The sequence below is a fragment of the Pseudomonas sp. EMN2 genome, from assembly GCF_009650555.1.
Lineage (GTDB): Bacteria > Pseudomonadota > Gammaproteobacteria > Pseudomonadales > Pseudomonadaceae > Aquipseudomonas > Aquipseudomonas sichuanensis.
Window position 1 is genome coordinate 15,978 of the sequence record NZ_VZZR01000043.1, and the last position, 21,516, is coordinate 37,493.

21 protein-coding genes are annotated in these 21,516 nt (G+C 64.4%); 16 read left to right on the top strand and 5 right to left on the bottom strand.

From position 1 onward, the window contains the following. Positions 1 to 32 precede the first annotated feature (32 nt). Positions 33 to 386, bottom strand: a complete 354-nt coding sequence (locus F6X61_RS14255) for a hypothetical protein (RefSeq protein WP_153787167.1) — start codon at positions 384 to 386, stop codon at positions 33 to 35. A gap of 219 nt (positions 387 to 605) precedes the next feature. Here F6X61_RS14255 and F6X61_RS14260 point away from each other — a divergent pair, with 219 nt between their 5' ends. Together F6X61_RS14260 and F6X61_RS14265 are read left to right on the top strand one after the other, a co-directional pair. After that, positions 606 to 1,904: a serine/threonine protein kinase gene (locus tag F6X61_RS14260; protein WP_153787168.1), complete on the top strand. Its 1,299-nt coding sequence runs from the start codon at positions 606 to 608 to the stop codon at positions 1,902 to 1,904. Then, entirely contained in the window at positions 1,897 to 2,712 is an 816-nt protein-coding gene (locus F6X61_RS14265) for a VacJ family lipoprotein (RefSeq protein ID WP_153787169.1), read from the top strand. The genes F6X61_RS14260 and F6X61_RS14265 overlap by 8 nt, the downstream gene beginning before the upstream one ends. A gap of 86 nt (positions 2,713 to 2,798) precedes the next feature. Here the strand turns inward: F6X61_RS14265 and F6X61_RS14270 are convergent, their stop codons facing one another. Next, a complete protein-coding gene (locus tag F6X61_RS14270; protein ID WP_153787170.1) occupies positions 2,799 to 3,941 on the bottom strand; it encodes a patatin-like phospholipase family protein in 1,143 nt (380 codons plus the stop codon). A gap of 134 nt (positions 3,942 to 4,075) precedes the next feature. After that, a complete protein-coding gene (locus F6X61_RS14275; RefSeq protein WP_153787171.1) occupies positions 4,076 to 5,011 on the bottom strand; it encodes a lipid A biosynthesis lauroyl acyltransferase in 936 nt (311 codons plus the stop codon). Positions 5,012 to 5,111: 100 nt separating this feature from the next. Here F6X61_RS14275 and minC point away from each other — a divergent pair, with 100 nt between their 5' ends. The 7 genes from minC (at position 5,112) to F6X61_RS14305 (ending at position 11,758) form a co-directional block, all read left to right on the top strand. Continuing rightward, on the top strand, positions 5,112 to 5,885 hold the full coding sequence (minC, locus tag F6X61_RS14280; protein WP_153787172.1) for a septum site-determining protein MinC: 774 nt from the start codon (positions 5,112 to 5,114) through the stop codon (positions 5,883 to 5,885). Between the two features lie 96 nt (positions 5,886 to 5,981). After that, on the top strand, positions 5,982 to 6,794 hold the full coding sequence (gene minD / locus F6X61_RS14285; protein ID WP_153787173.1) for a septum site-determining protein MinD: 813 nt from the start codon (positions 5,982 to 5,984) through the stop codon (positions 6,792 to 6,794). A 3-nt stretch (positions 6,795 to 6,797) separates the two neighbouring features. Further along, positions 6,798 to 7,052 carry a cell division topological specificity factor MinE gene (minE, locus tag F6X61_RS14290; protein ID WP_023631120.1) on the top strand — a complete coding sequence of 85 codons (255 nt, stop codon included), beginning with the start codon at positions 6,798 to 6,800 and terminating at the stop codon, positions 7,050 to 7,052. Between the two features lie 113 nt (positions 7,053 to 7,165). Then, a complete protein-coding gene (locus tag F6X61_RS14295) occupies positions 7,166 to 7,801 on the top strand; it encodes an RluA family pseudouridine synthase (protein ID WP_153787174.1) in 636 nt (211 codons plus the stop codon). Positions 7,802 to 7,925: 124 nt separating this feature from the next. Next, a complete protein-coding gene (locus tag F6X61_RS14300; RefSeq protein ID WP_153787175.1) occupies positions 7,926 to 9,215 on the top strand; it encodes a M18 family aminopeptidase in 1,290 nt (429 codons plus the stop codon). A gap of 177 nt (positions 9,216 to 9,392) precedes the next feature. Continuing rightward, the gene (locus F6X61_RS26995) at positions 9,393 to 9,560 is read left to right on the top strand and encodes a hypothetical protein (RefSeq protein WP_167409870.1); all 168 of its coding nucleotides are present in this window, start codon (positions 9,393 to 9,395) and stop codon (positions 9,558 to 9,560) included. A 44-nt stretch (positions 9,561 to 9,604) separates the two neighbouring features. Then, positions 9,605 to 11,758 carry a mechanosensitive ion channel family protein gene (locus F6X61_RS14305; protein WP_153787176.1) on the top strand — a complete coding sequence of 718 codons (2,154 nt, stop codon included), beginning with the start codon at positions 9,605 to 9,607 and terminating at the stop codon, positions 11,756 to 11,758. A gap of 83 nt (positions 11,759 to 11,841) precedes the next feature. Here the strand turns inward: F6X61_RS14305 and F6X61_RS14310 are convergent, their stop codons facing one another. Then, positions 11,842 to 12,555 (bottom strand): UTRA domain-containing protein, encoded by a 714-nt coding sequence (locus tag F6X61_RS14310; protein ID WP_153787177.1) that lies wholly within the window; start codon positions 12,553 to 12,555, stop codon positions 11,842 to 11,844. A 327-nt stretch (positions 12,556 to 12,882) separates the two neighbouring features. Here F6X61_RS14310 and F6X61_RS14315 point away from each other — a divergent pair, with 327 nt between their 5' ends. From F6X61_RS14315 to F6X61_RS14340, 6 genes are all read left to right on the top strand, one after another. Further along, positions 12,883 to 13,941: an ABC transporter substrate-binding protein gene (locus tag F6X61_RS14315; protein WP_153787178.1), complete on the top strand. Its 1,059-nt coding sequence runs from the start codon at positions 12,883 to 12,885 to the stop codon at positions 13,939 to 13,941. 146 nt (positions 13,942 to 14,087) lie between these two features. Continuing rightward, positions 14,088 to 14,894 (top strand): alkaline phosphatase family protein, encoded by an 807-nt coding sequence (locus F6X61_RS14320; RefSeq protein WP_110996264.1) that lies wholly within the window; start codon positions 14,088 to 14,090, stop codon positions 14,892 to 14,894. Beyond that, the gene (locus tag F6X61_RS14325; RefSeq protein WP_153787179.1) at positions 14,891 to 15,730 is read left to right on the top strand and encodes an ABC transporter permease subunit; all 840 of its coding nucleotides are present in this window, start codon (positions 14,891 to 14,893) and stop codon (positions 15,728 to 15,730) included. Before F6X61_RS14320 ends, F6X61_RS14325 begins: the two co-directional genes overlap by 4 nt. Beyond that, the gene (locus F6X61_RS14330; protein WP_153787180.1) at positions 15,720 to 16,514 is read left to right on the top strand and encodes an ABC transporter permease; all 795 of its coding nucleotides are present in this window, start codon (positions 15,720 to 15,722) and stop codon (positions 16,512 to 16,514) included. Before F6X61_RS14325 ends, F6X61_RS14330 begins: the two co-directional genes overlap by 11 nt. A gap of 1 nt (position 16,515) precedes the next feature. Then, complete coding sequence (locus F6X61_RS14335; RefSeq protein WP_153787181.1) at positions 16,516 to 17,505, top strand: ABC transporter ATP-binding protein; 990 nt, start codon at positions 16,516 to 16,518, stop codon at positions 17,503 to 17,505. 13 nt (positions 17,506 to 17,518) lie between these two features. After that, positions 17,519 to 18,172 (top strand): HAD family phosphatase, encoded by a 654-nt coding sequence (locus F6X61_RS14340; RefSeq protein WP_153787182.1) that lies wholly within the window; start codon positions 17,519 to 17,521, stop codon positions 18,170 to 18,172. Positions 18,173 to 18,285: 113 nt separating this feature from the next. On the opposite strand, the gene F6X61_RS14345 is transcribed toward F6X61_RS14340, so the two are convergent. Next, on the bottom strand, positions 18,286 to 19,248 hold the full coding sequence (locus F6X61_RS14345) for an NAD(P)H-quinone oxidoreductase (RefSeq protein WP_153787183.1): 963 nt from the start codon (positions 19,246 to 19,248) through the stop codon (positions 18,286 to 18,288). A 141-nt stretch (positions 19,249 to 19,389) separates the two neighbouring features. On the opposite strand from F6X61_RS14345, the gene F6X61_RS14350 reads away from it, so the two are divergent. Continuing rightward, positions 19,390 to 21,471: a carboxy terminal-processing peptidase gene (locus F6X61_RS14350; RefSeq protein ID WP_178125820.1), complete on the top strand. Its 2,082-nt coding sequence runs from the start codon at positions 19,390 to 19,392 to the stop codon at positions 21,469 to 21,471. Positions 21,472 to 21,516 lie beyond the last annotated feature (45 nt).

A 21,516-nucleotide genomic window follows, 5' to 3' on the forward strand; every position in this document is an offset into this window, starting at 1 on the left:
CATCCTCCAGGCCCGACCCAGCAATCCGGTAATCACCTGACCAAGCGCAGGCCTGCCAGCACCACCGCAAACACCGCGATGCTCGCGGTATACAGCACCAGCGCCGGCAGCCCTAACACCAGCGCCAGCACGGCAAGCCACCCACCCAGACGGCCCACAACCAGTTGGGCGACCAGCGCCAGCCCCAACGCGCTCCAGGCGATCACCTGGAAATGAATGCCCAACCCCAGCAGCGAGCGCACCTGGCACTGCCAGATTTCCCCCGGCTGCGCACACAATCCGACCCATTGGGGCGCTTCCATCAAGCCATAACGCACGCCATAACTGGCGGCCAGCCACAGCGGCAGGAACAGCAGCAAGGCAATCAGCGGCCACGAACGGGACATCCGGTTCTCCAATAGCGGCAATCGAAAGCGTGAATGATCGCTCAGGGGCCGATGTAAGGCAAAATCATGGCCCAACGGCTATGTTGCACAACACAGGCATTGCCGTGGACAACAACATCTGGTGCGACAAAGGTATGAACGGCAGGCAACTTTGCCGGGTCGACCATGGTCCTAGCCTGCGTACAAACTGCACGACCTTGCGTTTTTCTGGGGGACTACATGCTTCGATCTTTGCGCCTCGCCGCGCTGCTCGGTGGCCTGCTCATGGCTGCGGCCGCTTCGGCGCGGGATATCGATGCCGCGAGCTACGGCTACCCATTGACCAACCCGTTCGAGGCGACCATCGCCACCACGCCGCCCGAGCAGCGCCCGACGCTGCCCAGCGACGATGAAATCGACCAGGACGACTACAGCCTCACCCTGCGCCCGGAACGCGAGTTCACCCTGCCGGACAATTTCTGGTCGGTGAAGAAGCTGCGCTACCGCCTGGCCCAGCAGGACCACGAGGCGCCGCTGATCTTCCTGATCGCCGGTACCGGCGCGCCCTACTTCAGCTCGATCAACGAATACCTGAAAAAACTGTTCTATCAGGCCGGCTACCACGTGGTGCAGCTGTCCTCGCCGACCAGCTACGACTTCATGAGCGCGGCCTCGCGCTTTGCCACGCCTGGCGTGAGCGCCGAGGATGCCAAGGACCTGTACCGGGTGATGCAGGCGGTGCGCGCCCAGCACCCGCGCCTGCCGGTCAGCGAGTACTACCTGACGGGCTACAGCCTGGGGGCGCTGGATGCCGCGTTCGTCAGCAAGCTGGACGAAACCCGGCGCAGCTTCAACTTCAAGCGGGTGCTGCTGCTCAACCCGCCGGTCAACCTGTACACCTCGATCAGCAACCTGGACAAACTGGTGCAAACCCGGGTCAAGGGCATCGACAAGAGCACCACGTTCTACGAGCTGATGCTGGAGAAGCTCACCCGCTACTTCCAGGACAAGGGCTACATCGACCTCAACGAAGCCTTGCTGTACGACTTCCAGCAGTCGCGCCAGCACCTGTCCAACGAACAGATGGCCATGCTGATCGGCACCTCGTTCCGCTTCTCGGCAGCCGACATCGCCTTCACCTCCGACCTGATCAACCGCCGCGGCCTGATCATTCCGCCGAAGTACCCGATCACCGAAACCACCAGCCTCACGCCGTTCTTCAAGCGTGCCCTGCAGTGCGATTTCGACTGTTACCTGACCGAGCAGGTGATCCCCATGTGGCGCGCGCGTACCGGCGGCAACAGCCTGCTGCAGTTGAACGATCAGGTCAGCCTGTATGCCCTCGCCGACTACCTGCACGAAAGCCCGAAGATCGCCGTGATGCACAACGCCGACGACGTGATCCTCGGCCCCGGCGACATCGGTTTCATGCGCCGGGTGTTCGGCGAGCGCCTGACCCTGTACCCCCATGGCGGCCACTGCGGCAACCTCAATTACCGCGTCAACAGCGACGCCATGCTGGAGTTCTTCCGTGGTTAACCGATTGCTGCTCGTCACCGCCCTGCTCGCCAGCGGCTGCGCCCTGGCCGAAGAAGTCGCGCCCCGGGCCAGCGTGATCGAGGCCGACAAGGCCCCGAGCCTCACGGCAGAACCCGATGGGTTCATCGATCCGCTGCGCGAACTCAAGTTCAACCCGGGCCTGGACCAGCGCGAGTTCGAGCGCTCGACCCTGGCGGCGTTGAACATCTATGACCCGCTGGAAGCGATGAACCGGCGCATCTACCACTTCAACTACCGCTTCGACCAGTGGGTGTTCCTGCCGGTGGTCGATGGCTACCGCTACATCACCCCAAGCTTCGTACGCACCGGGGTGAACAACTTCTTCAACAACCTGGGCGATGTGCCGAACCTGTTCAACAGCGTGTTCCAGCTCAAGGCCAAGCGCTCGGCACAAATCACCGCGCGGCTGATGTTCAACACCATCCTCGGTGTCGGCGGGCTGTGGGACCCGGCGACCAGCATGGGGCTGCCGCGCCAGAGCGAGGACTTTGGCCAGACGCTCGGCTTCTATGGCGTGCCGGAAGGGCCGTACATCATGCTGCCGATCCTGGGGCCGTCGAACCTGCGCGACACCACCGGGCTGGTGGTGGACTACGTGGGCGAGCAGGCGGTCAATTACCTGGACGTGCCGGAGTCTGCCGAAGAGCACCCGGAGATCACGCTGATGCGGGCCATCGACAAGCGCAACAGCACCAACTTCAGCTATGGCCAGACCAACTCGCCGTTCGAGTATGAAAAGCTGCGGTACGTGTACACCCAGGCGCGCAAGTTGCAGATCGCCGAGTAAGCATCATCGCGGGGCAAGTCGCAGCGGCGCACCGCCGCTCCCACGGTGTTTGCAACGTGGGAGCGGGCTTGCCCCGCGATGCTTTGTCAGATCCCCAGGAACTGGCACAACTCGCGCTTCTTGGCCAAGGCATCCTTGCGCCCCAGCTCGATCAGCTCGCTGCAATAGCTCGCCTCGAACAGCAGGTAGCTGAGCACCCCCGCCCCGCTGGTCTTGGTCGCCCCCGGCCCGCGCAGGAACAGCCTTAGCGCCGCCGGCAACTCGCGTCGATGCCGCGCGGCGATCTCGTCCAGCGGCTGGCTTGGCGCCACCACCAGCACCTCGATCGGCGCCAGCCCCAGGCGCCGGGCATCGAGGTGCGCCGGCAACATATGGCTGAGGTGGTTGAGGCGTTGCAGCAGCTCGATGTCGTCTTCGAGGCTGTCGATAAAGGTGCTGTTGAGCATGTGCCCGCCGATTTGCGCCAGGCTCGGCTGCTGGCCGCTGAACACCCGCTGGGTGGGCAACGGCGGCGCCGGGCGCTGTGGGTTGCCACTGACGCCCACCACCAGCACACGGCTGGCCCCCAGGTGCAGGGCCGGGCTGATCGGCGCCGACTGCCGTACCGCACCGTCGCCGAAAAACTCCTCGCCGAGGCGCACCGGGGCGAACAGCAGCGGGATGGCGGAACTGGCCAACAGATGGTCGATGGTCAGCGGCGTGGGCATGCCGATGCGCCGGTGGCGCAGCCAGGGCTCGATGGTGTCGCGGCCCTGATAGAAGGTCACCGCCTGGCCGGACTCATAACCGAAGGCGGTCACGGCGATGGCGCGCAGCTGGTTGGCGGCCAGCGAATGGGCAATGCCGTCCAGGTCCAGGTGCTGGTGCAGCAACTTGCGCAGCGGGCGGCTGTCGAGCAGGGCCACCGGCACCTGGCCGCCCAGGCCGAGCAGGCTGTGACCGACGAAGCGAGTGGCCTGGCGGATTACCCCGGGCCAGTCGCTGCGCAGCACCAGGTGGCTGCGAAAGTTCTGCCAGAACGTGGTCAGGTGCTGCACCGATTCGGCGAAGCGGGTGGCGCCGCTGGCCAGCTTGACCGCGTTGATGGCGCCGGCGGAGGTGCCGACGATCACCGGGAACGGGTTGGTCGCGCCGGGCGGCAACAGTTCGGCGATGCCGGCGAGCACGCCGACCTGGTAGGCGGCGCGGGCGCCGCCGCCGGAGAGGATCAGGCCGGTGGTTGGGGTCATGGTTCCTTCCTGGAGTCGCTATCGCGGGGCAAGCCCGCTCCCACGCTCTTGACTCCTCTCAAAAAAGTTGGAAATCAATCCAACTCTTGGGGGCAGTCCAGAGCGTGGGAGCGGGCTTGCCCCGCGATGCTTTGTCATTTTTTCTTCTTGTCGTACAGCCGCGGCTCGCCTTCGGGCCGCGACTTGAACCGCCGATGCGCCCACAGGTATTGCTCCGGGCACTCGCGCAGCACGCCTTCGACCCAATGGTTGATGCGCAGGCAGTCGGCCTCTTCGGTCTCCCCCGGGAAACCTTCGAGCGGCGGGTGCACCACCAGGCGGTAGCCGCTGCCATCTTCCAGGCGTTTCTGGGTGAAGGGGATCACCCGGGCCTTGCCCAGGCGGGCGAACTTGCTGGTGGCGGTAACGGTGGCGGCCGGGATGCCGAACAGCGGCACGAAGATGCTCTGCTTGATGCCGTAGTCCTGGTCGGGCGCATACCAGATCGCCCGGCCCTTGCGCAGCAGCTTGAGCATGCCGCGCACATCGTCGCGCTCCACCGCCAGCGAATCGAGGTTGTGGCGCTCGCGGCCACGGCGCTGGATGAAGTCGAACACCGGGTTGCCGTGCTCGCGGTACATGCCGTCGATGGTGTGCACCTGGCCCAGCAGCGCGGCGCCGATCTCCAGGGTGGTGAAGTGCACGGCCATGAGGATCGCGCCCTCGCCATCACGCTGGGCAGCCTGCAGGTGTTCGATGCCTTCGATGTGCGCCAGGCGGGCCAGGCGGGCCTGTGGCCACCACCAGCTCATGGCCATTTCGAAGAAGGCGATGCCGGTGGAGGCGAAATTTTCCTTGAGCAGGCGCTGCCGTTCGTCGCTGGAAAGCTCGGGGAAACACAATTCGAGGTTGCGCGCGGCAATCCGGCGGCGTTCGCCGGCCGCCCGGTACATCAGCGCACCGAGGGCGCGGCCGAGCCCGAGCAAGGCGCGGTAGGGCAACTGGGCGACCAGCCACAACAGGCCCAGGCCAAGCCACAGGGCCCAGAAGCGCGGGTGGAGGAATAGGCGGCGAAAACGCGGGCGTTCCATTGAAGCTTCCGGCAAGACAAGGGCCGAGCATTCTACATCGGTTGCGGGCAATCGGTCTTATCGCTATAAGTCAGGGCACTTTTCTCGCAACAAGCCGTCTATGCAGACCATGAGCCCTAACCAGACACCCGACAACGCCCCCGTGTTCCAGCTCAAGGGCAGCATGCTTGCCATCACCGTGCTGGAACTGGCGCGCAACGACCTCGAATCCCTTGACCGCCAGCTGGCGGCCAAGGTGGCGCAGGCGCCGAATTTCTTCAGCAACACGCCGCTGGTGCTGGCGCTGGACAAGCTGCCCCCTGACGAGGGCGCCATCGACCTGCCCGGGCTGATGCGCGTCTGCCGCCATCATGGCCTGCGCACCCTGGCGATCCGCGCCAACCGCATCGAGGACATCGCCGCGGCGATCGCCATCGACCTGCCGGTGCTGCCGCCTTCCGGTGCCCGCGAGCGCCCGCTGGAGCCGGAGCCGGAGGTGAAAGCGCCGGAACCTGCACCGCCACCGCCACCGCCACCGCCACCGGCGCCAGCCGAACCCGAAGTGCGCCCGACGCGCATCATCACCACCACGGTGCGCGGCGGCCAGCAGATCTATGCCCAGGGCGGCGACCTGGTGGTCACCGGCTCCGTCAGCCCGGGCGCGGAACTTCTTGCCGATGGCAACATCCATGTGTACGGCGCCATGCGTGGCCGGGCCCTGGCGGGGATCAAGGGCAATACCAAGGCGCGCATCTTCTGCCAGCAGATGACCGCAGAAATGGTCTCCATCGCCGGCCAGTACAAAGTTTGCGAAGACCTGCGCCGCGACCCGCTGTGGGGCTCGGGCGTGCAGGTCAGCCTGTCCGGTGACGTGTTGAACATCACCCGTCTTTAACGGATACTTGCCGGCATTTTTAGCGCAACTTTTTACCGTTGCCGTTTTTTTGTATTTGCAGGGACGCCTGTCCCGATTATTTAGGGGTGAAACACCTTGGCCAAGATTCTCGTGGTTACTTCCGGCAAGGGGGGTGTGGGCAAGACCACCACCAGCGCCGCCATCGGTACCGGCCTCGCACTGCGTGGGCACAAGACTGTCATCGTCGACTTCGACGTCGGCCTGCGTAACCTCGACCTGATCATGGGCTGCGAACGCCGCGTGGTGTACGACTTCGTCAACGTGGTCAACGGCGAAGCCAACCTGCAGCAGGCCCTGATCAAGGACAAGCGCCTCGAGAACCTGTACGTGCTGGCCGCCAGCCAGACCCGCGACAAGGACGCGCTGACCAAGGAAGGCGTGGAAAAGGTCCTGATGGAGCTCAAGGAGCAGTTCGAGTTCGTGGTCTGCGACTCGCCGGCCGGGATCGAAAAAGGTGCGCATCTGGCGATGTACTTCGCCGACGAAGCCATCGTCGTGACCAACCCGGAAGTCTCCTCGGTACGTGACTCCGACCGCATGATCGGCCTGCTGTCGAGCAAGTCGCTGCGCGCGGAAAAAGGTGACGACCCGATCAAGGAACACCTGCTGATTACCCGCTACCACCCCGAGCGTGTCGAGAAGGGCGAAATGCTGGGCGTCGAAGACGTCAAGGAAATCCTCTCGGTCGAACTGCTGGGTGTGATTCCCGAATCCCAGGCAGTGCTCAAGGCGTCCAACCAGGGCATCCCGGTCATCCTCGACGACCAGAGCGATGCCGGCCAGGCGTACAGCGACACCGTCGACCGCCTGCTGGGCAAGCCCAAGCCACTGCGGTTCATCGAAGTGCCGAAGCAAGGATTCTTCGCACGCCTGTTTGGAGGCAAATAAACCATGAACCTTTTTGACTTCTTTCGTGGCAGACAGAAACAGAGCAGCGCGTCGGTAGCGAAAGAGCGTCTACAGATCATCGTGGCGCACGAGCGTGGCCAGCGCAGCACCCCGGACTACCTGCCAGCCCTGCAGAAGGAACTGGTCGAGGTGATTCGCAAGTACGTCAACATCGGCAATGATGACGTGCAGATCGAACTGGAAAACCAGGGCAGCTGCTCGATTCTGGAACTGAACATCACCCTGCCTGATCGCTGAGTTTTCAGCAGCCCCAGGTATACCGTGTGGGAGCGGGCTTGCCCCGCGATGGCCATCTGACGCTATCGCGGGGCAAGCCCGCTCCCACAATGCTTTGCAGAGAACGCCCGAACATGCCGCTGTCGAACATCCAGATCCTTCACGAAGACGCCGCCATCCTGGTGATCAACAAGCCGACCCTGCTGCTGTCGGTGCCAGGCCGTGCCGATGACAACAAGGACTGCCTGATCACCCGCCTGCAGGAAAACGGCTACCCCGACGCGCTGATCGTCCACCGCCTGGACTGGGAAACCTCGGGGATCATCCTGCTGGCCCGTGACGCCGACAGCCACCGCGAACTGTCGCGCCAGTTCCACGACCGTGAGACGGAAAAGGCCTACACCGCGCTGTGCTGGGGCCAACCGCAGCTGGACAGCGGCAGCATCGACCTGCCGCTGCGCTACGACCCGCCGACCAAGCCGCGCCACGTGGTCGACCATGAGCAAGGCAAGCACGCCCTGACCTTCTGGCGCATCGTCGAACGCTGCGGCGAGCATTGCCGGGTCGAGCTGACGCCGATCACCGGGCGCTCGCACCAGTTGCGCGTGCACATGCTGTCGATCGGCCATCCGCTGCTGGGCGACCGTCTGTATGCCAACCCTGAAGCGCTGGCCGCCCATGAACGGCTGTGCCTGCATGCCTCGATGCTGAGCTTTACCCACCCGGTGTCCGGGCAGCGGTTGAAGTTCGAGTGCCCGGCGCCTTTTTAAGCTGCAAGTTTCAAGCTAGAAGCTGCAAGCTAAAGCCAAGGCAGGTCGCGTGCACGCTTGCGCTGCTGACCGCCTTTGCTTGAAGCTTGCAGCTTGCGGCTTGAAGCTCGAATTGGAGTGACTTATGCGCGATGCCCTGAACGCCGGCCTGATTGAATTCCTCAAGGCCTCCCCGACGCCCTTCCATGCCACCGCAAGCCTCGTGCAGCGCCTCGAAGCCGCCGGTTTCCAGCACCTGGACGAACGCGACAGCTGGGCCACGGTGCCTGGCGGGCGCTACTACCTGACCCGCAACGACTCCTCGATCATCGCCATCAAGCTCGGCAAGCACTCGCCGCTGATGAGCGGCATCCGCATGGTCGGCGCCCACACCGACAGCCCCTGCCTGCGGGTCAAGCCGCAGCCCGAACTGCAGCGCCAGGGCTTCTTGCAGCTGGGCGTCGAAGTCTATGGCGGCGCCCTGCTCGCCCCGTGGTTCGACCGCGACCTGTCGCTGGCCGGGCGGGTCACATTCCGCCGTGACGGCAAGGTCGAAAGCCAGCTGATCGACTTCAAGCTGCCGATCGCGGTGATCCCCAACCTGGCGATCCACCTCAACCGCACCGCCAACGAAGGCTGGATGATCAACCCGCAGACCGAACTGCCGCCGATCCTGGCCCAGGTGGCAGGCGACGAGCGCGTCGACTTCCGCGCGCTGCTCACCGAGCAACTGGCCCGCGAGCACGACCTCAACGCCGACGTGGTACTCGATTACGAGTTGAGCTTCTACGACACCCAGGACGCGGCACTGATCGGCCTGAACGGCGACTTCATCGCCGGCGCCCGCCTGGACAACCTGCTGTCCTGCTATGCCGGCCTGCAGGCGCTGCTGGGCGCCGACAGCGACGAAACCTGCCTGCTGGTGTGCAACGACCACGAAGAAGTCGGCTCCTGCTCGGCCTGCGGCGCCGACGGCCCGATGCTCGAACAGACCCTGCAGCGCCTGTTGCCCGAAGGTGACGCCTACGTGCGTACCGTGCAGCGCTCGCTGATGATCTCGGCCGACAACGCCCACGGCGTGCACCCCAACTACGCCGACAAGCACGACGGCAACCACGGGCCCAAGCTCAACGCCGGCCCGGTGATCAAGGTCAACAACAACCAGCGCTACGCCACCAACAGCGAAACCGCCGGGTTCTTCCGCCACCTGTGCATGGCCGAGGAAGTGCCGGTGCAGAGCTTCGTGGTACGCAGCGACATGGGCTGCGGCTCGACCATCGGCCCGATCACCGCCGGCAACCTGGGCGTGCGCACGGTCGACATCGGCTTGCCGACCTTCGCCATGCACTCGATCCGCGAGCTGTGCGGCAGCCATGACCTGGCCCACCTGGTGAAGGTGCTCACTGCCTTCTACCGCAGCCACGAACTGCCCTGAGACCGCGTCAAATTCATCGCCGGCAAGCCGGCTCCCACAGGGTTGCGCTGTAGCTGTGGGAGCTGGCTTGCCAGCGATGAGGCCCGCATTGGCAACCACCTGCCCCCGGTCAATCCGCCTCGCTGGCAAAGCGCTATGCTTGATACATGGCCCATCAAGCACAAGGATTGCCGCACCATGTCCCCGTTCCTGTCGCTGTTCATCCCGGTATTCGGGTTTCTCATGCTGCTGACCATCGGTTTCAGCCTGCGCGAGCGCAATATCGGCGTGCTGATGATGTGGATCGGCACCTTGGGCATCTTCGGCCTCACCTGCTGGAAGATCCTGGAGAAACTGCCCACATAAACCTCTACACTCGGTCAATCGTTTGACCTGAGGTAGATTTCCCGGTGCCTGCCCTCCTGCGTTGCCTGTTCCTGCTGCTGTTCCTGTTCGTCACCCCGGTGCACGCCGCCGGCCTGCCGAGCCTGCTTGGCTCCAGCACGCCCGCCCAGCCCGAGGCCACGGAGCCGCTGGGCAAGTCGCTGGACGAGGTGATCAAGAACCTGGAAAACGACCAACAGCGCGCCAAGCTGTTGGCCGACCTGAAAAAGCTGCGCGACGCCAGCAAACAATCGCAACCCACCGTCGAACAAGGTGTGCTCGGCCTGATCGGTGGCGCCCTGCATGACTTCGAAAAGCAGTTCAGCGGTGACGCCAGCCCGTTCAACCGCTGGGCGCAGGAAATCAGCCAGGCCCAGGACGAACTCACCGCGCTGATGGTGCCGGTGCACCAATGGCCGGCCATTCTCTTCGGTTTCGCTGCGGTCATCGCCGTCTGGAGCCTGCTGGCCTACGCCTTCAACTGGATCGGCCACCGGGTGCGGGTACGCTTCGGCCTGACCGAGGAACTGCCCCAGCACCCACGCACCTGGGACCTGGTCCGCTTTGCCCTGCGCAAGCTCGGGCCGTGGCTGGTGGCGCTGGTGTTCACCGTCTACCTGAGCTTCGCCCTGCCACCGTCGCTGGGTAAATCCATGGCCATGGTGCTGGCCTATGCGCTGGTGGTCGGCACGCTGTTCTCGGCGATCTGCGTGATCGCCTTCTCGCTGCTCGACGGCCCGCACCGCCACCGCGCCCTGCACATCCTGCGCCACCAGGCGTTCCGCCCGCTGTGGCTGATCGGCAGTTTCGCCGCGTTCGGCGAGGCGATGAGCGACCCACGCCTGACGACCGCCCTGGGCAGCCACCTGGCCCATGGCCTGGCCACCCTGGCCAACGTCTTCGCCGCGTTGTGCACCGGGCTATTCATCCTGCGCTTCCGCCGCCCGATCGCCCACCTGATCCGCAACCAGCCGCTGAGCCGACGCCTGACCCGACGCACCCTCAGCGACACCATCGAGATCCTCGGCAGTTTCTGGTTCATCCCGGCGCTGCTGCTGGTAGCGGTCTCGCTGTTCGCCACCTTCGTCTCCGCCGGCGACACCAGCACCGCCCTGCGCCAATCGCTGATGTGCACGGTGCTGGTGGTGGTGTGCATGGTGCTCAACGGCCTGGTGCGCCGCCACGCCGCCAACCCTAAACGCGCCAACAAGCGCCAGGCGGTGTATACCGAACGATTGCGCAACTTCGGCTATGCCCTGGTGCACCTGCTCATCTGGCTGGCCTTCATCGAGTTGGGGTTGCGCGTGTGGGGCCTGTCGATGATCGACTTCGCCGAAGGCGACGGCCACGAGATCAGCCTGCGCCTGCTGGGCCTGGCGGGCACCCTGATCGTCGCCTGGCTGGTGTGGATCCTTGCCGACACCGCCGTGCACCACTCCCTGGTGCGCTCGCGCCGGGGCCAGGCCAACGCCCGCGCACAGACCATGATGCCGCTGATCCGCAACGTGATGTTCGTGGCGATCTTCATCATCGCGGTGATCGTCGCCCTGGCCAACATGGGCATGAACGTCACGCCATTGCTGGCCGGTGCCGGGGTCATCGGCCTGGCCATCGGTTTCGGCGCCCAGTCGCTGGTCGCCGACCTGATCACCGGGCTGTTCATCATCATCGAGGACTCGCTGGCCATCGATGACTATGTGGATGTCGGCGGCCATCTCGGCACCGTGGAAGGCCTGACCATCCGCACCGTGCGCCTGCGCGACATCGACGGCATCGTGCATACCATCCCGTTCAGCGAGATCAAGAGCATCAAGAACTACTCGCGCGAGTTCGGCTACGCCATCTTCCGTGTGGCGATTCCTCACAACATGAACATCGACCAGGCCATCACCTTGGTCCGCGAGGTCGGCCAGAAGCTGCGCAGCGACCCGTTGATGCGCCGCAACATCTGGTCGCCGCTGGAGCTGCAGGGGGTGGAGAGTTTCGAGTCGGGTTCGGCGATCTTGCGGGCGCGGTTCAAGACCGCGCCGATCAAGCAATGGGAGGTGTCGCGGGCGTTCAACCTGGCGTTGAAGCGCCAGCTCGACGAGGCTGGGCTGGACTTGGCGACGCCGCGGTTGTCGGTGCAGGTGGTGACGGCGGGCGGTGGGGCAATGGCTGGAAGCGACGTTACCAGCTAGATCGCTTCGCGGGGCAAGCCCGCTCCCACGCAATGATAAGCATGACGACAGCGTGGGAGCGGGCTTGCCCCGCGATGTTCACCTTACCCCGCCTCGGCGCGAATACGGATCGCATCGTGCCGCCAATACTCCAGGTCGCAGTCGATCAAGCGCCCACGCTGATCGCTGTTGACCCGGGTGATATGCAGCCCCGGGCTGCCCGCTGACACTTTCAGCGCACTGGCAGCCTCCACCGGCAAGGCGGTCGGCAGAATTTCGAAACACACCTGACCATACTGAATGCCGTACTCCCGGCCATAAATCTCGGTCAGCGACTGCGCCAGGTCCTGTTCGAGAATCCCAGGGAAGTACCTCGGGTTGAGGTAATGCTCGGCATACAACACCGCCCGTCCGTCGATCCGCCGCAAACGACAGATCCGCACCACGCTGGACAGCGCCGGCAGGCGCAGGCGCGCGCAGATGGCCGCCGGGGCCGGTTGCAGCCGCGCCGACAGCAGCTCGGTACTGGGCAACCGCCCCTGGTCACGCACCATCGCATGGAAGTGGCTGCGCTCGATCAGGTCGTAGGTCAGCCGTTCGGGGGCAACGAACCAGCCACGCCGCTCCTCGCGGTAGATCAGGCCCTGGGCCTCCAGCTGCACCAGTGCCTCGCGCAGGGTGATGCGGGTGGTGTCGAACACCTCGCTGAGCTTGCGTTCGGCCGGCAGCTTGCCGCCCGGCGCCAGCAGGCCATGTTCGATCTGCTCCTGCAGGGCATGGCAGATGGCTGTTACCGCACGCGGTGGCGTCGCTTGCATCAAAGGTTACCTATCTGGACTAGTCCAGCCCCAGAACAGGGCATAAGGAGCGTAGTGCAAGCCTAGTCACGGCTGATGAACATCCTGTGACAAAGGCTTTTGCCGGGGCTTGCCAGATCCGGGCCAGCCCCCGTGAATCAAGGCTTTCGATCTGGTCTACGCTGTATTGCCAGGGCCTGCGGCGAACCCTGGCGGCCCGTCCCTTACATCAAACTGTCACGCAACCGGCCTACCTTGGCTCAAGGTTTGCTGACCTAGACCAACGGTTGGCAGGCACCGCTTCACCACATAACAACGATTGCAAGGCACCCACCCAAGGAGCTTCGGATGAAAAAGTTGTTCATGGCGTCACTGCTCGGTTCGGCCATCGCGTTCTGCACCACGGCCATGGCCGAAGACCTCAAGGCCCTGGAAGATGCAGCCCGCAAGGAAGGCACGGTCAACAGCGTGGGCATGCCCGATGCCTGGGCCAACTGGAAAGGCACCTGGGAAGACCTGGCGAGCAAGTACGGCCTCAAGCACAGCGACACCGACATGAGCTCGGCCCAGGAAGTGGCCAAGTTCGATGCCGAGAAGGAAAACGCCAGCGCCGACATCGGCGACGTGGGTGCCGCCTTCGGCCCGATCGCCACCAGCAAGGGCGTGACCCAGCCCTACAAGCCAAGCACCTGGGAGCAGGTCCCGGCCTGGGCCAAGGACCAGGACGGCCACTGGGCGCTGGCCTATACCGGCACCATCGCCTTCATCATCAACAAGGACCTGGTCAAGGAAGGCGAGCGCCCCACCAGCTGGCACGACCTGGAAAAGGGCAAGTACAAGGTCGCCATCGGTGACGTAGGCACCGCCGCCCAGGCCGCCAACGGCGTGCTGGCCGCCGCCATCGCCTACAAGGGCGACGAGAAGAACATCGAGCCGGGCCTGCAACTGTTCACCAAGCTGGCCCAGCAAAAACGCCTGTCGCTGGCCAACCCGACTATCCAGACCATCGAGAAGGGCGAGATCGAAGTCGGCGTGGTGTGGGACTTCAACGGCCTGAGCTACCGCGAGCAGATCGACCCCAAGCGCTTCGAAGTGCTGATCCCGTCCGATGGTTCGGTGATTTCCGGCTACACCACCATCATCAACAAGTACGCCAAGCACCCGAACGCGGCCAAGCTGACGCGTGAGTACATCTTCAGCGATGCAGGGCAGATCAACCTGGCCAAGGGCCACGCCCGGCCGATCCGTGCCGAGCACCTGAAACTGCCGGCCGACGTGCAGGCCAAGCTGCTGCCCAACGAGCAGTACAAGGCTGTCCAGCCGATCAAGGACGCCGCGGCCTGGGAAGCGACCTCCAAGGCCCTGCCGCAGAAGTGGCAGGAGCAAGTGATCATCGAGATGGAGTAAAGGGCCAGCCTTTGTAGTGCCTGATCCGACCCTTTCGCGGGTAAACCCGCTCCCACAGGTACATCACAGGCCTTGAGCCTTGTGCAATACCTGTGGGAGCGGGTTTACCCGCGAAGAAGGCAACGCGGTATCTGACTGGAGCCACCATGCAACACAACGTCATCCTGGTCCTGCTCGACGGCCTCAACCACCAGGTCGCCCACCACGCCATGGGCCACCTGCACGCCTACGTTGAGGCCGACCGCGCCGCGCTGTATCGCGTGGAGTGCGAGCTGCCGTCGCTGTCGCGACCGCTCTACGAATGCATCCTCACCGGCGTGCCGCCGATCGACAGCGGCATCGTGCACAACAACGTCAATCGCCTGTCCAACCAGCGCAGCGTGTTCCACTACGCCCGCGAGGCCGGGCTGGGCACTGCGGCGGCGGCCTACCACTGGATGAGCGAGCTGTACAACCGCTCGCCGTTCGACCCGCTGCGCGACCGCCACACCCACGCGCCCAAGCTGCCGATCCAGCACGGCCTGTTCTACTACGCCGACCACTACCCCGATTCGCACCTGCTGGCCGACGCCGAATACCTGCGCCGGCGCCATGCACCGAACTTCCTGCTGGTGCATCCGATGAACATCGACGACGCCGGCCACCGCCATGGCCTGGACAGCAGCCAGTACCGCAACGCCGCGCGCAGCGCCGACATCCTGCTGGCCGACTACCTGCCGCGCTGGCTGGAAGAGGGCTACCAGGTGCTGGTCACCGCCGACCACGGCATGAACAACGACCGCTCGCACAATGGCCTGCTGGCCGAGGAACGCGAGGTGCCGCTGTTCGTCTTCGGCGACGGGTTCAGCCTGGACCCTGCGGCCAAACCGCTGCAAACCGAGCTGTGCGGCACCATCTGCGAGCTGCTGGGCGCGGCCCATGACAAGACCGTCTGCCGGGAGCTGCTCAAGTGAATGCAAGCTCCCGTGGCCGCTACCTGGCCCTGCTCTGGCTGTTGCCGTTCGCCGTGTTCTTCATCATCTTCCAGATCGCCCCGCTGGCCTGGGTGGCGATCAACAGCCTGCAAAGCGAAAGCGGCTGGGGCCTGGCCAACTTCAGCAAGGTGTTCGCCTCGAAGTTCTACCTGCAGGCGCTGCAACGCAGCCTGGAGATCAGCTTCTGGTCGAGCCTGTTCGGCATCATCATCGCGACCCTGGGTGCCTACTCGCTGCGCCGGGTCGATTCGAAACTGCGCGACTTCGTCAGCGCCTTCGCCAACATGACCAGCAACTTTGCCGGGGTGCCGCTGGCATTCGCCTTCATCATCCTGCTGGGCTTCAACGGCGCGCTGACCTTGCTGCTCAAGCAGATGGGCCTGCTCGGTGATTTCAGCATCTACTCCAAGACCGGGCTGATCCTGGTGTACACCTACTTCCAGATCCCGCTGGGCGTGCTGCTGCTCTACCCTGCCTTCGATGCCCTGCGCGAAGACTGGCGCGAATCCGCGGCATTGCTGGGGGCCAACCACTGGCAGTTCTGGCGGCATATCGGCCTGCCGGTGCTCACCCCTGCCCTGCTCGGCACCTTCGTCATCCTGCTGGCCAACGCCCTGGGCGCCTACGCCACGGTCTACGCCCTGACCACCGGCAACTTCAACGTGCTGCCGATCCGCATCGCCGGCCTGGTAGCCGGCGACATCAGCCTCGATCCGAACCTGGCCAGCGCCCTGGCCATGGTGCTGGTGGGGCTGATGACCCTGGTCACGGTGGTCCATCAGTGGCTGCTCAAGAGGAGCTACCATGCGCGCTGAAAAAAACGCCGCCGGGCTCTACCACAAGCTGGTGGTGTACCTGCTGTTCCTGATTCTGCTGCTGCCGCTGGCCGGCACCCTGCTCTACTCGCTGGCCACCAGCTGGTCGGCCACCCTGTTGCCCAGCGGCCTGACCTTCAAGTGGTACATCGCGCTGTGGAGCGAACCGCGCTTTCTCGCCGCCTTCGGCCAGTCGCTGCTGGTGTGCGTGGGTGCGCTGCTGCTGTCGGTGGTGCTGATCCTGCCGCTGTTGTTCGTGGTGCACTACCACTTCCCGAAACTCGACGCGCTGATGAACGTGCTGATCCTGCTGCCGTTCGCGGTGCCGCCGGTGGTGTCGGCCGTGGGCCTGCTGCAGCTGTACGGCAGCGGGCCGATGGCCATGGTCGGTACGCCGTGGATCCTGATCGGCTGCTACTTCACCGTCGCCCTGCCGTTCATGTACCGGGCCATCACCAACAACCTGCAGGCGATCAACCTGCGCGACCTGATGGACGCCGCACAACTGCTCGGGGCCAGCACCTGGCAGGCCGCGTTCCTGGTGGTGCTGCCCAACCTGCGCAAGGGTCTGATGGTGGCGTTGCTGCTGTCGTTTTCGTTCCTGTTCGGCGAGTTCGTGTTCGCCAACCTGCTGGTGGGCACCCGCTACGAGACCCTGCAGGTGTACCTGAACAACATGCGCAACAGCAGCGGCCACTTCAACAGCGCGCTGGTGATCTCCTATTTCGCCTTCGTGCTGGTGCTGACCTGGGTCGCCAACCGTTTGAACAAGGACAAGACCTGACATGAGCTTCGTCAGCGTACAGAAACTGCAAAAGAGCTACGCCGGCAGCCCGGTGTTCGAAAACATCGACTGCCAGATCGAGCGCGGCGAGTTCGTCACCCTGCTCGGCCCTTCGGGCTGCGGCAAGTCCACCCTGCTGCGTTGCATCGCCGGGCTGACGCCGGTGGACAGCGGCCGTATCCTGCTCGATGGTCACGATATCGTGCCAGTTAGCCCGCAGAAGCGCGGGATCGGCATGGTGTTCCAGAGCTACGCGCTGTTCCCCAACATGACCGTGGAGCAGAACGTCGCCTTTGGCCTGCGCATGCAGAAGGTCAAGGCCGATGAAAGCCAGGCACGGGTGCGCGAAGTGCTCGACCTGGTCGAGCTGGGCAGCTTTGCCGGGCGCTACCCGCACCAGTTGTCCGGCGGCCAGTGCCAGCGCGTGGCGCTGGCCCGCTCGCTGGTCACCCGCCCGCGCCTGCTGCTGCTCGACGAGCCGCTGTCGGCGCTGGATGCGCGTATTCGCAAGCACCTGCGCGAGCAGATCCGCGCGATCCAGCGCGAGCTGGGGTTGACCACCATCTTCGTCACCCACGACCAGGAGGAGGCGCTGACCATGTCGGACCGCATCGTCCTGATGAACCAGGGGCGCATCGTCCAGAGCGGCGATGCCGAAACCCTCTACACCGCGCCCGTCGACCTGTTCGCCGCGGGCTTCATCGGCAACTACAACCTGCTCGATGCCGACAGTGCCAGCCGCCTGCTGCAGCGCCCGGTGGCCAGCCGCCTGGCGATCCGCCCGGAGTCCATCACCCTGGGCGTGAACGGCGAACTGGACGGCGAGGTACGCAGCCACAGCCTGCTCGGCAATGTCATCCGCTACCGCGTGCAGGTGCGCGGCGTGGAGCTGGTGGTGGACGTGCTCAACCGCTCGGCGGCCGACCTGCACGCCGACGGGCAGCGTGTATCCTTGTCGATCGACCCCACGGCGCTACGGGAAGTGGCCTAAGGAGATTCAACCCATGGCATTGGCAATTTTCGATCTGGACGAAACCCTGATCCACGGCGACTGCGCGTCGCTGTGGAGCGAGCAGATGGCCCGGCTGGGCTGGGTCGACGGCAAGGCGTTCCTCAAGCGCGACCATGAACTGATGGAGGCCTACGGCAAGGGCCACCTGGCCATGGAGGACTACATGGCCTTCAGCCTGGAGCCGATCGCCGGGCGCACCCTGGAAGAGGTGGAGCACCTGGTCGAGCCGTGGGTCGAGGACGTGATCGAGCCGATCATCTATGGCGATGCCTGCCGTTGCATCGCCGAGCACCGCAAGCGTGGCGACCGCATCCTGATCATTTCCGCGAGTGGTACCCATCTGGTGGGGCCGATTGCGGCGCGGCTGGGGGTGGATGAATACCTGGCCATCGAGCTGGAGGCGGTCAACGGCGTGTTCACCGGCAAGACCCATGGTGTGCTGACCTACCGTGAAGGCAAGATCACCCGCTTGCTGGAGTGGCTGGATCAGGAGCAGGAGAATCTGGAAGGGGCGAGTTTCTATTCCGATTCGCGCAACGACTTGCCGTTGTTGCTGAAGGTGGATCATCCGCATGTGGTGAACCCGGATGCGGTGTTGCGTGAGCATGCCGAGAAAAATGGATGGCCAGTCCTCAGCTGGACCTGAGGCTTTGTGCTGACCCGATCGCCGGCAAGCCGGCTCCCACATGTACCCCTGCGGCCTCGAAGCCTGTGGCGTTCCTGTGGGAGCCGGCTTGCCGGCGATGAGGCCGGAATGCCTTACACCAGGCTCGAATCGATCACCAGCACCAGCTTGCCCGACACCTGGTTGCTCTCAAGCTCGGCATAAGCCGCCTGGGCGAACTCCACCGGGTAGGTATCGACCAGTTGCGCCGACAACCGCCCCTCGGCGAACAGCGGCCACACCTGCTGCCCCAGCTCGCGCAGCAGCTCAGCCTTGAACCCGTCGTCCCGATTACGCAGCGTCGACCCAGTGACCTGCAGGCGCTTGCCCAGCACCAGCGCCAGGTCCAGCTCGACCTTGCGCCCGCCCATCAGGCCGATGATCACCCAGCGCCCATCGCGGGCCAGCAGCTTGAGGTTGAGCGGTCCGTAGCTGGCACCGACCGGATCGAGGATCACATCGAACGGCCCGAGCTGCTCCAGCGCGTCGAGGTTGGCGTTGCGCACCACACCGCCCGCCGCACCCAAGTCCTGGCAGTAAGCCAGGCGCTCATCAGAGCCGACGCTGACCCAGACCGGGTTGCCGAAGGCCTTGCACAGCTGGATCGCCGCCGAACCTACGCCGCTGGCGCCAGCATGCACCAGCACCTTCTCGCCGGCCTTGAGGCCACCCAGCTGGAAGATGTTCAGCCAGGCCGTGGCGTACACCTCGGGGATCGCCGCCGCTTCGTGAAGGCTCAGGCCTTCGGGTACCGGCAGCACGTGGCGGGCATCGACCACCACTTCTTCGGCCATGCCGCCGCCGGCCAGCAGTGCGCAGACCCGGTCACCGACGCGCCAGTCGGCGCCGGCGCCGACCTCTTCGACGATGCCGGCGCACTCCAGGCCCATGTAAGGGCTGGCTCCCGGCGGCGGTGGATAAAGGCCGGCCTTTTGCAGCAGGTCGGCGCGGTTCAGCCCCGCAGCGGCCACTCGAATGCGCACCTGCCCTGCGTCACAGGCCGGGCGTTCGGCCTCGACCCAGGCCACATGTCCGTCAACGCCTTGCAATGCCTTCACAGTGCCTCCATAGTTGAATCATATGACTGAGCCTGGGATCACCGTCCCAGGCTTTTTGCAGTATTTTCCCGGTTTCATGGAACCGGCGAACGGAAAAGACGGCCTACTATGCGTGATCAATTGCCTACACGTCGAATCAGCATGAAGCATTTCCTCCCCAGCACCGCCCTCGCCCTTGTCATCGGGCTTGGCAGCCTCACGCTCGGTGGCAATGCGGCCGCCGCCAACAAGTGGGACAGCCTGCAGCCGGACCGTGACGAAATCGTCGCCAGCCTCAACGTGGTCGAGCTGCTCAAGCGCCACCACTACAGCAAGCCGCCGCTGGACGACGCCCGTTCGGTCATCATCTATGACAGCTACATCAAGCTGCTGGACCCGGCGCGCAGCTATTTCACCGCAGCCGACATCGCCGAGTTCGACAAGTGGAAGACGCAGTTCGACGATTTCCTCAAAAGCGGCAACCTCGACCCCGGCTTCACCATCTACAAGCGCTACCTGGACCGTGTGAAGCAGCGCCTGGACTTCGCCCTGGCCGAGCTGAACAAGGGCGTCGACAAGATCGACTTCACCGTGAAAGAAGACCTGCTGGTCGACCGCAAGGACGCCCCGTGGATGAAGAACGCGGCCGAGCTCGACGACCTGTGGCGCAAACGCGTGAAAGATGAAGTGCTGCGCCAGAAGATCGCCGGCAAGGACTTCAAGCAGATCCAGGAAACCCTGACCAAGCGCTACAAGAACCAGCTGGCGCGCCTGGACCAGACCCGTGCCGAAGACATCTTCCAGGCCTACATCAACACCTTCGCCCAGTCGTACGACCCGCACACCAACTACCTGTCGCCGGACAACGCCGAGAACTTCGACATCAACATGAGCCTGTCGCTCGAAGGTATCGGCGCGGTGCTGCAGAGCGACAATGACCAGGTCAAGATCGTGCGTCTGGTGCCGGCAGGCCCCGCGGCGAAAACCAAGCAAGTGGCCCCGGCCGACAAGATCATCGGCGTGGCGCAAGGCAACAAGGAAATGGTCGACGTGGTCGGCTGGCGCCTGGACGAAGTGGTCAAGCTGATCCGTGGCCCGAAAGGCTCGGTGGTGCGCCTGGAGGTCATCCCGGCGAGCAATGCGCCGAACGACCAGACCAGCAAGATCGTCTCGATCACCCGTGAAGCGGTCAAGCTCGAAGAGCAGGCGGCGAAAAAGTCGGTGCTCAAGCTCAAGCAGGACGGCCGCGACTACAAGCTGGGGATCATCGAGATCCCGGCCTTCTACCTCGACTTCAAGGCCTATCGCGCCGGGGACCCGGATTACAAGAGCACCACCCGCGACGTCAAGAAGCTGCTCACCGAGCTGCAGAAAGAGAAAGTCGACGGTGTGGTGATCGATCTGCGCAACAACGGCGGTGGCTCGCTGCAGGAAGCCACCGAGCTGACCAGCCTGTTCATCGAAAAAGGCCCGACCGTGCTGGTGCGTAACAGCGACGGCCGCGTGGATGTGCTCGAAGACGAAAACCCTGGCGCCTTCTACAAAGGCCCGCTGGCGCTGCTGGTCAACCGCCTCTCGGCCTCGGCCTCGGAGATCTTCGCCGGCGCCATGCAGGACTATCACCGCGCACTGATCATCGGTGGCCAGACCTTCGGCAAGGGCACCGTGCAGACCATCCAGCCGCTCAACCATGGCGAGCTCAAGCTGACGCTGGCCAAGTTCTACCGGGTTTCCGGGCAGAGCACCCAGCACCAGGGCGTGCTGCCGGACATCGCCTACCCGTCGATCATCGACACCAAGGAAATCGGTGAGAGCGCCCTGCCCGAAGCCATGCCGTGGGACACCATCCGCCCGGTGGTCAAGCCAGTGGCCGACCCGTTCAAGCCGTACCTGGCCCAGCTCAAGGCACAGCATGAAGCGCGCAGCGTCAAGGATGCCGAGTTTGCCTACATCCGTGACCGCCTGGCCCTGACCCAGAAGCTGATGGACGAGAAGACCGTCAGCCTCAACGAGCAGGACCGCCGTGCGCGCCACGACCAGATCGAGGCCAAGCAGCTGGCGCTGGAGAACATCCGCCGCAAGGCCAAGGGCGAAGAACCGCTCAAAGAGCTGAAAAAAGAAGACGAGGACGCGCTGCCGGCCGAGCCGGACGACACCAAACCGGAAGACGACGCCTACCTGTCGGAGACCGGGCGCATCCTGCTCGACTACCTGAGCTTGAGCACTTCGGTGGCCAAGCACTGAGGTGATGGCAATATAATGTGAGCCGTCATCAAACAGTCATCTGGC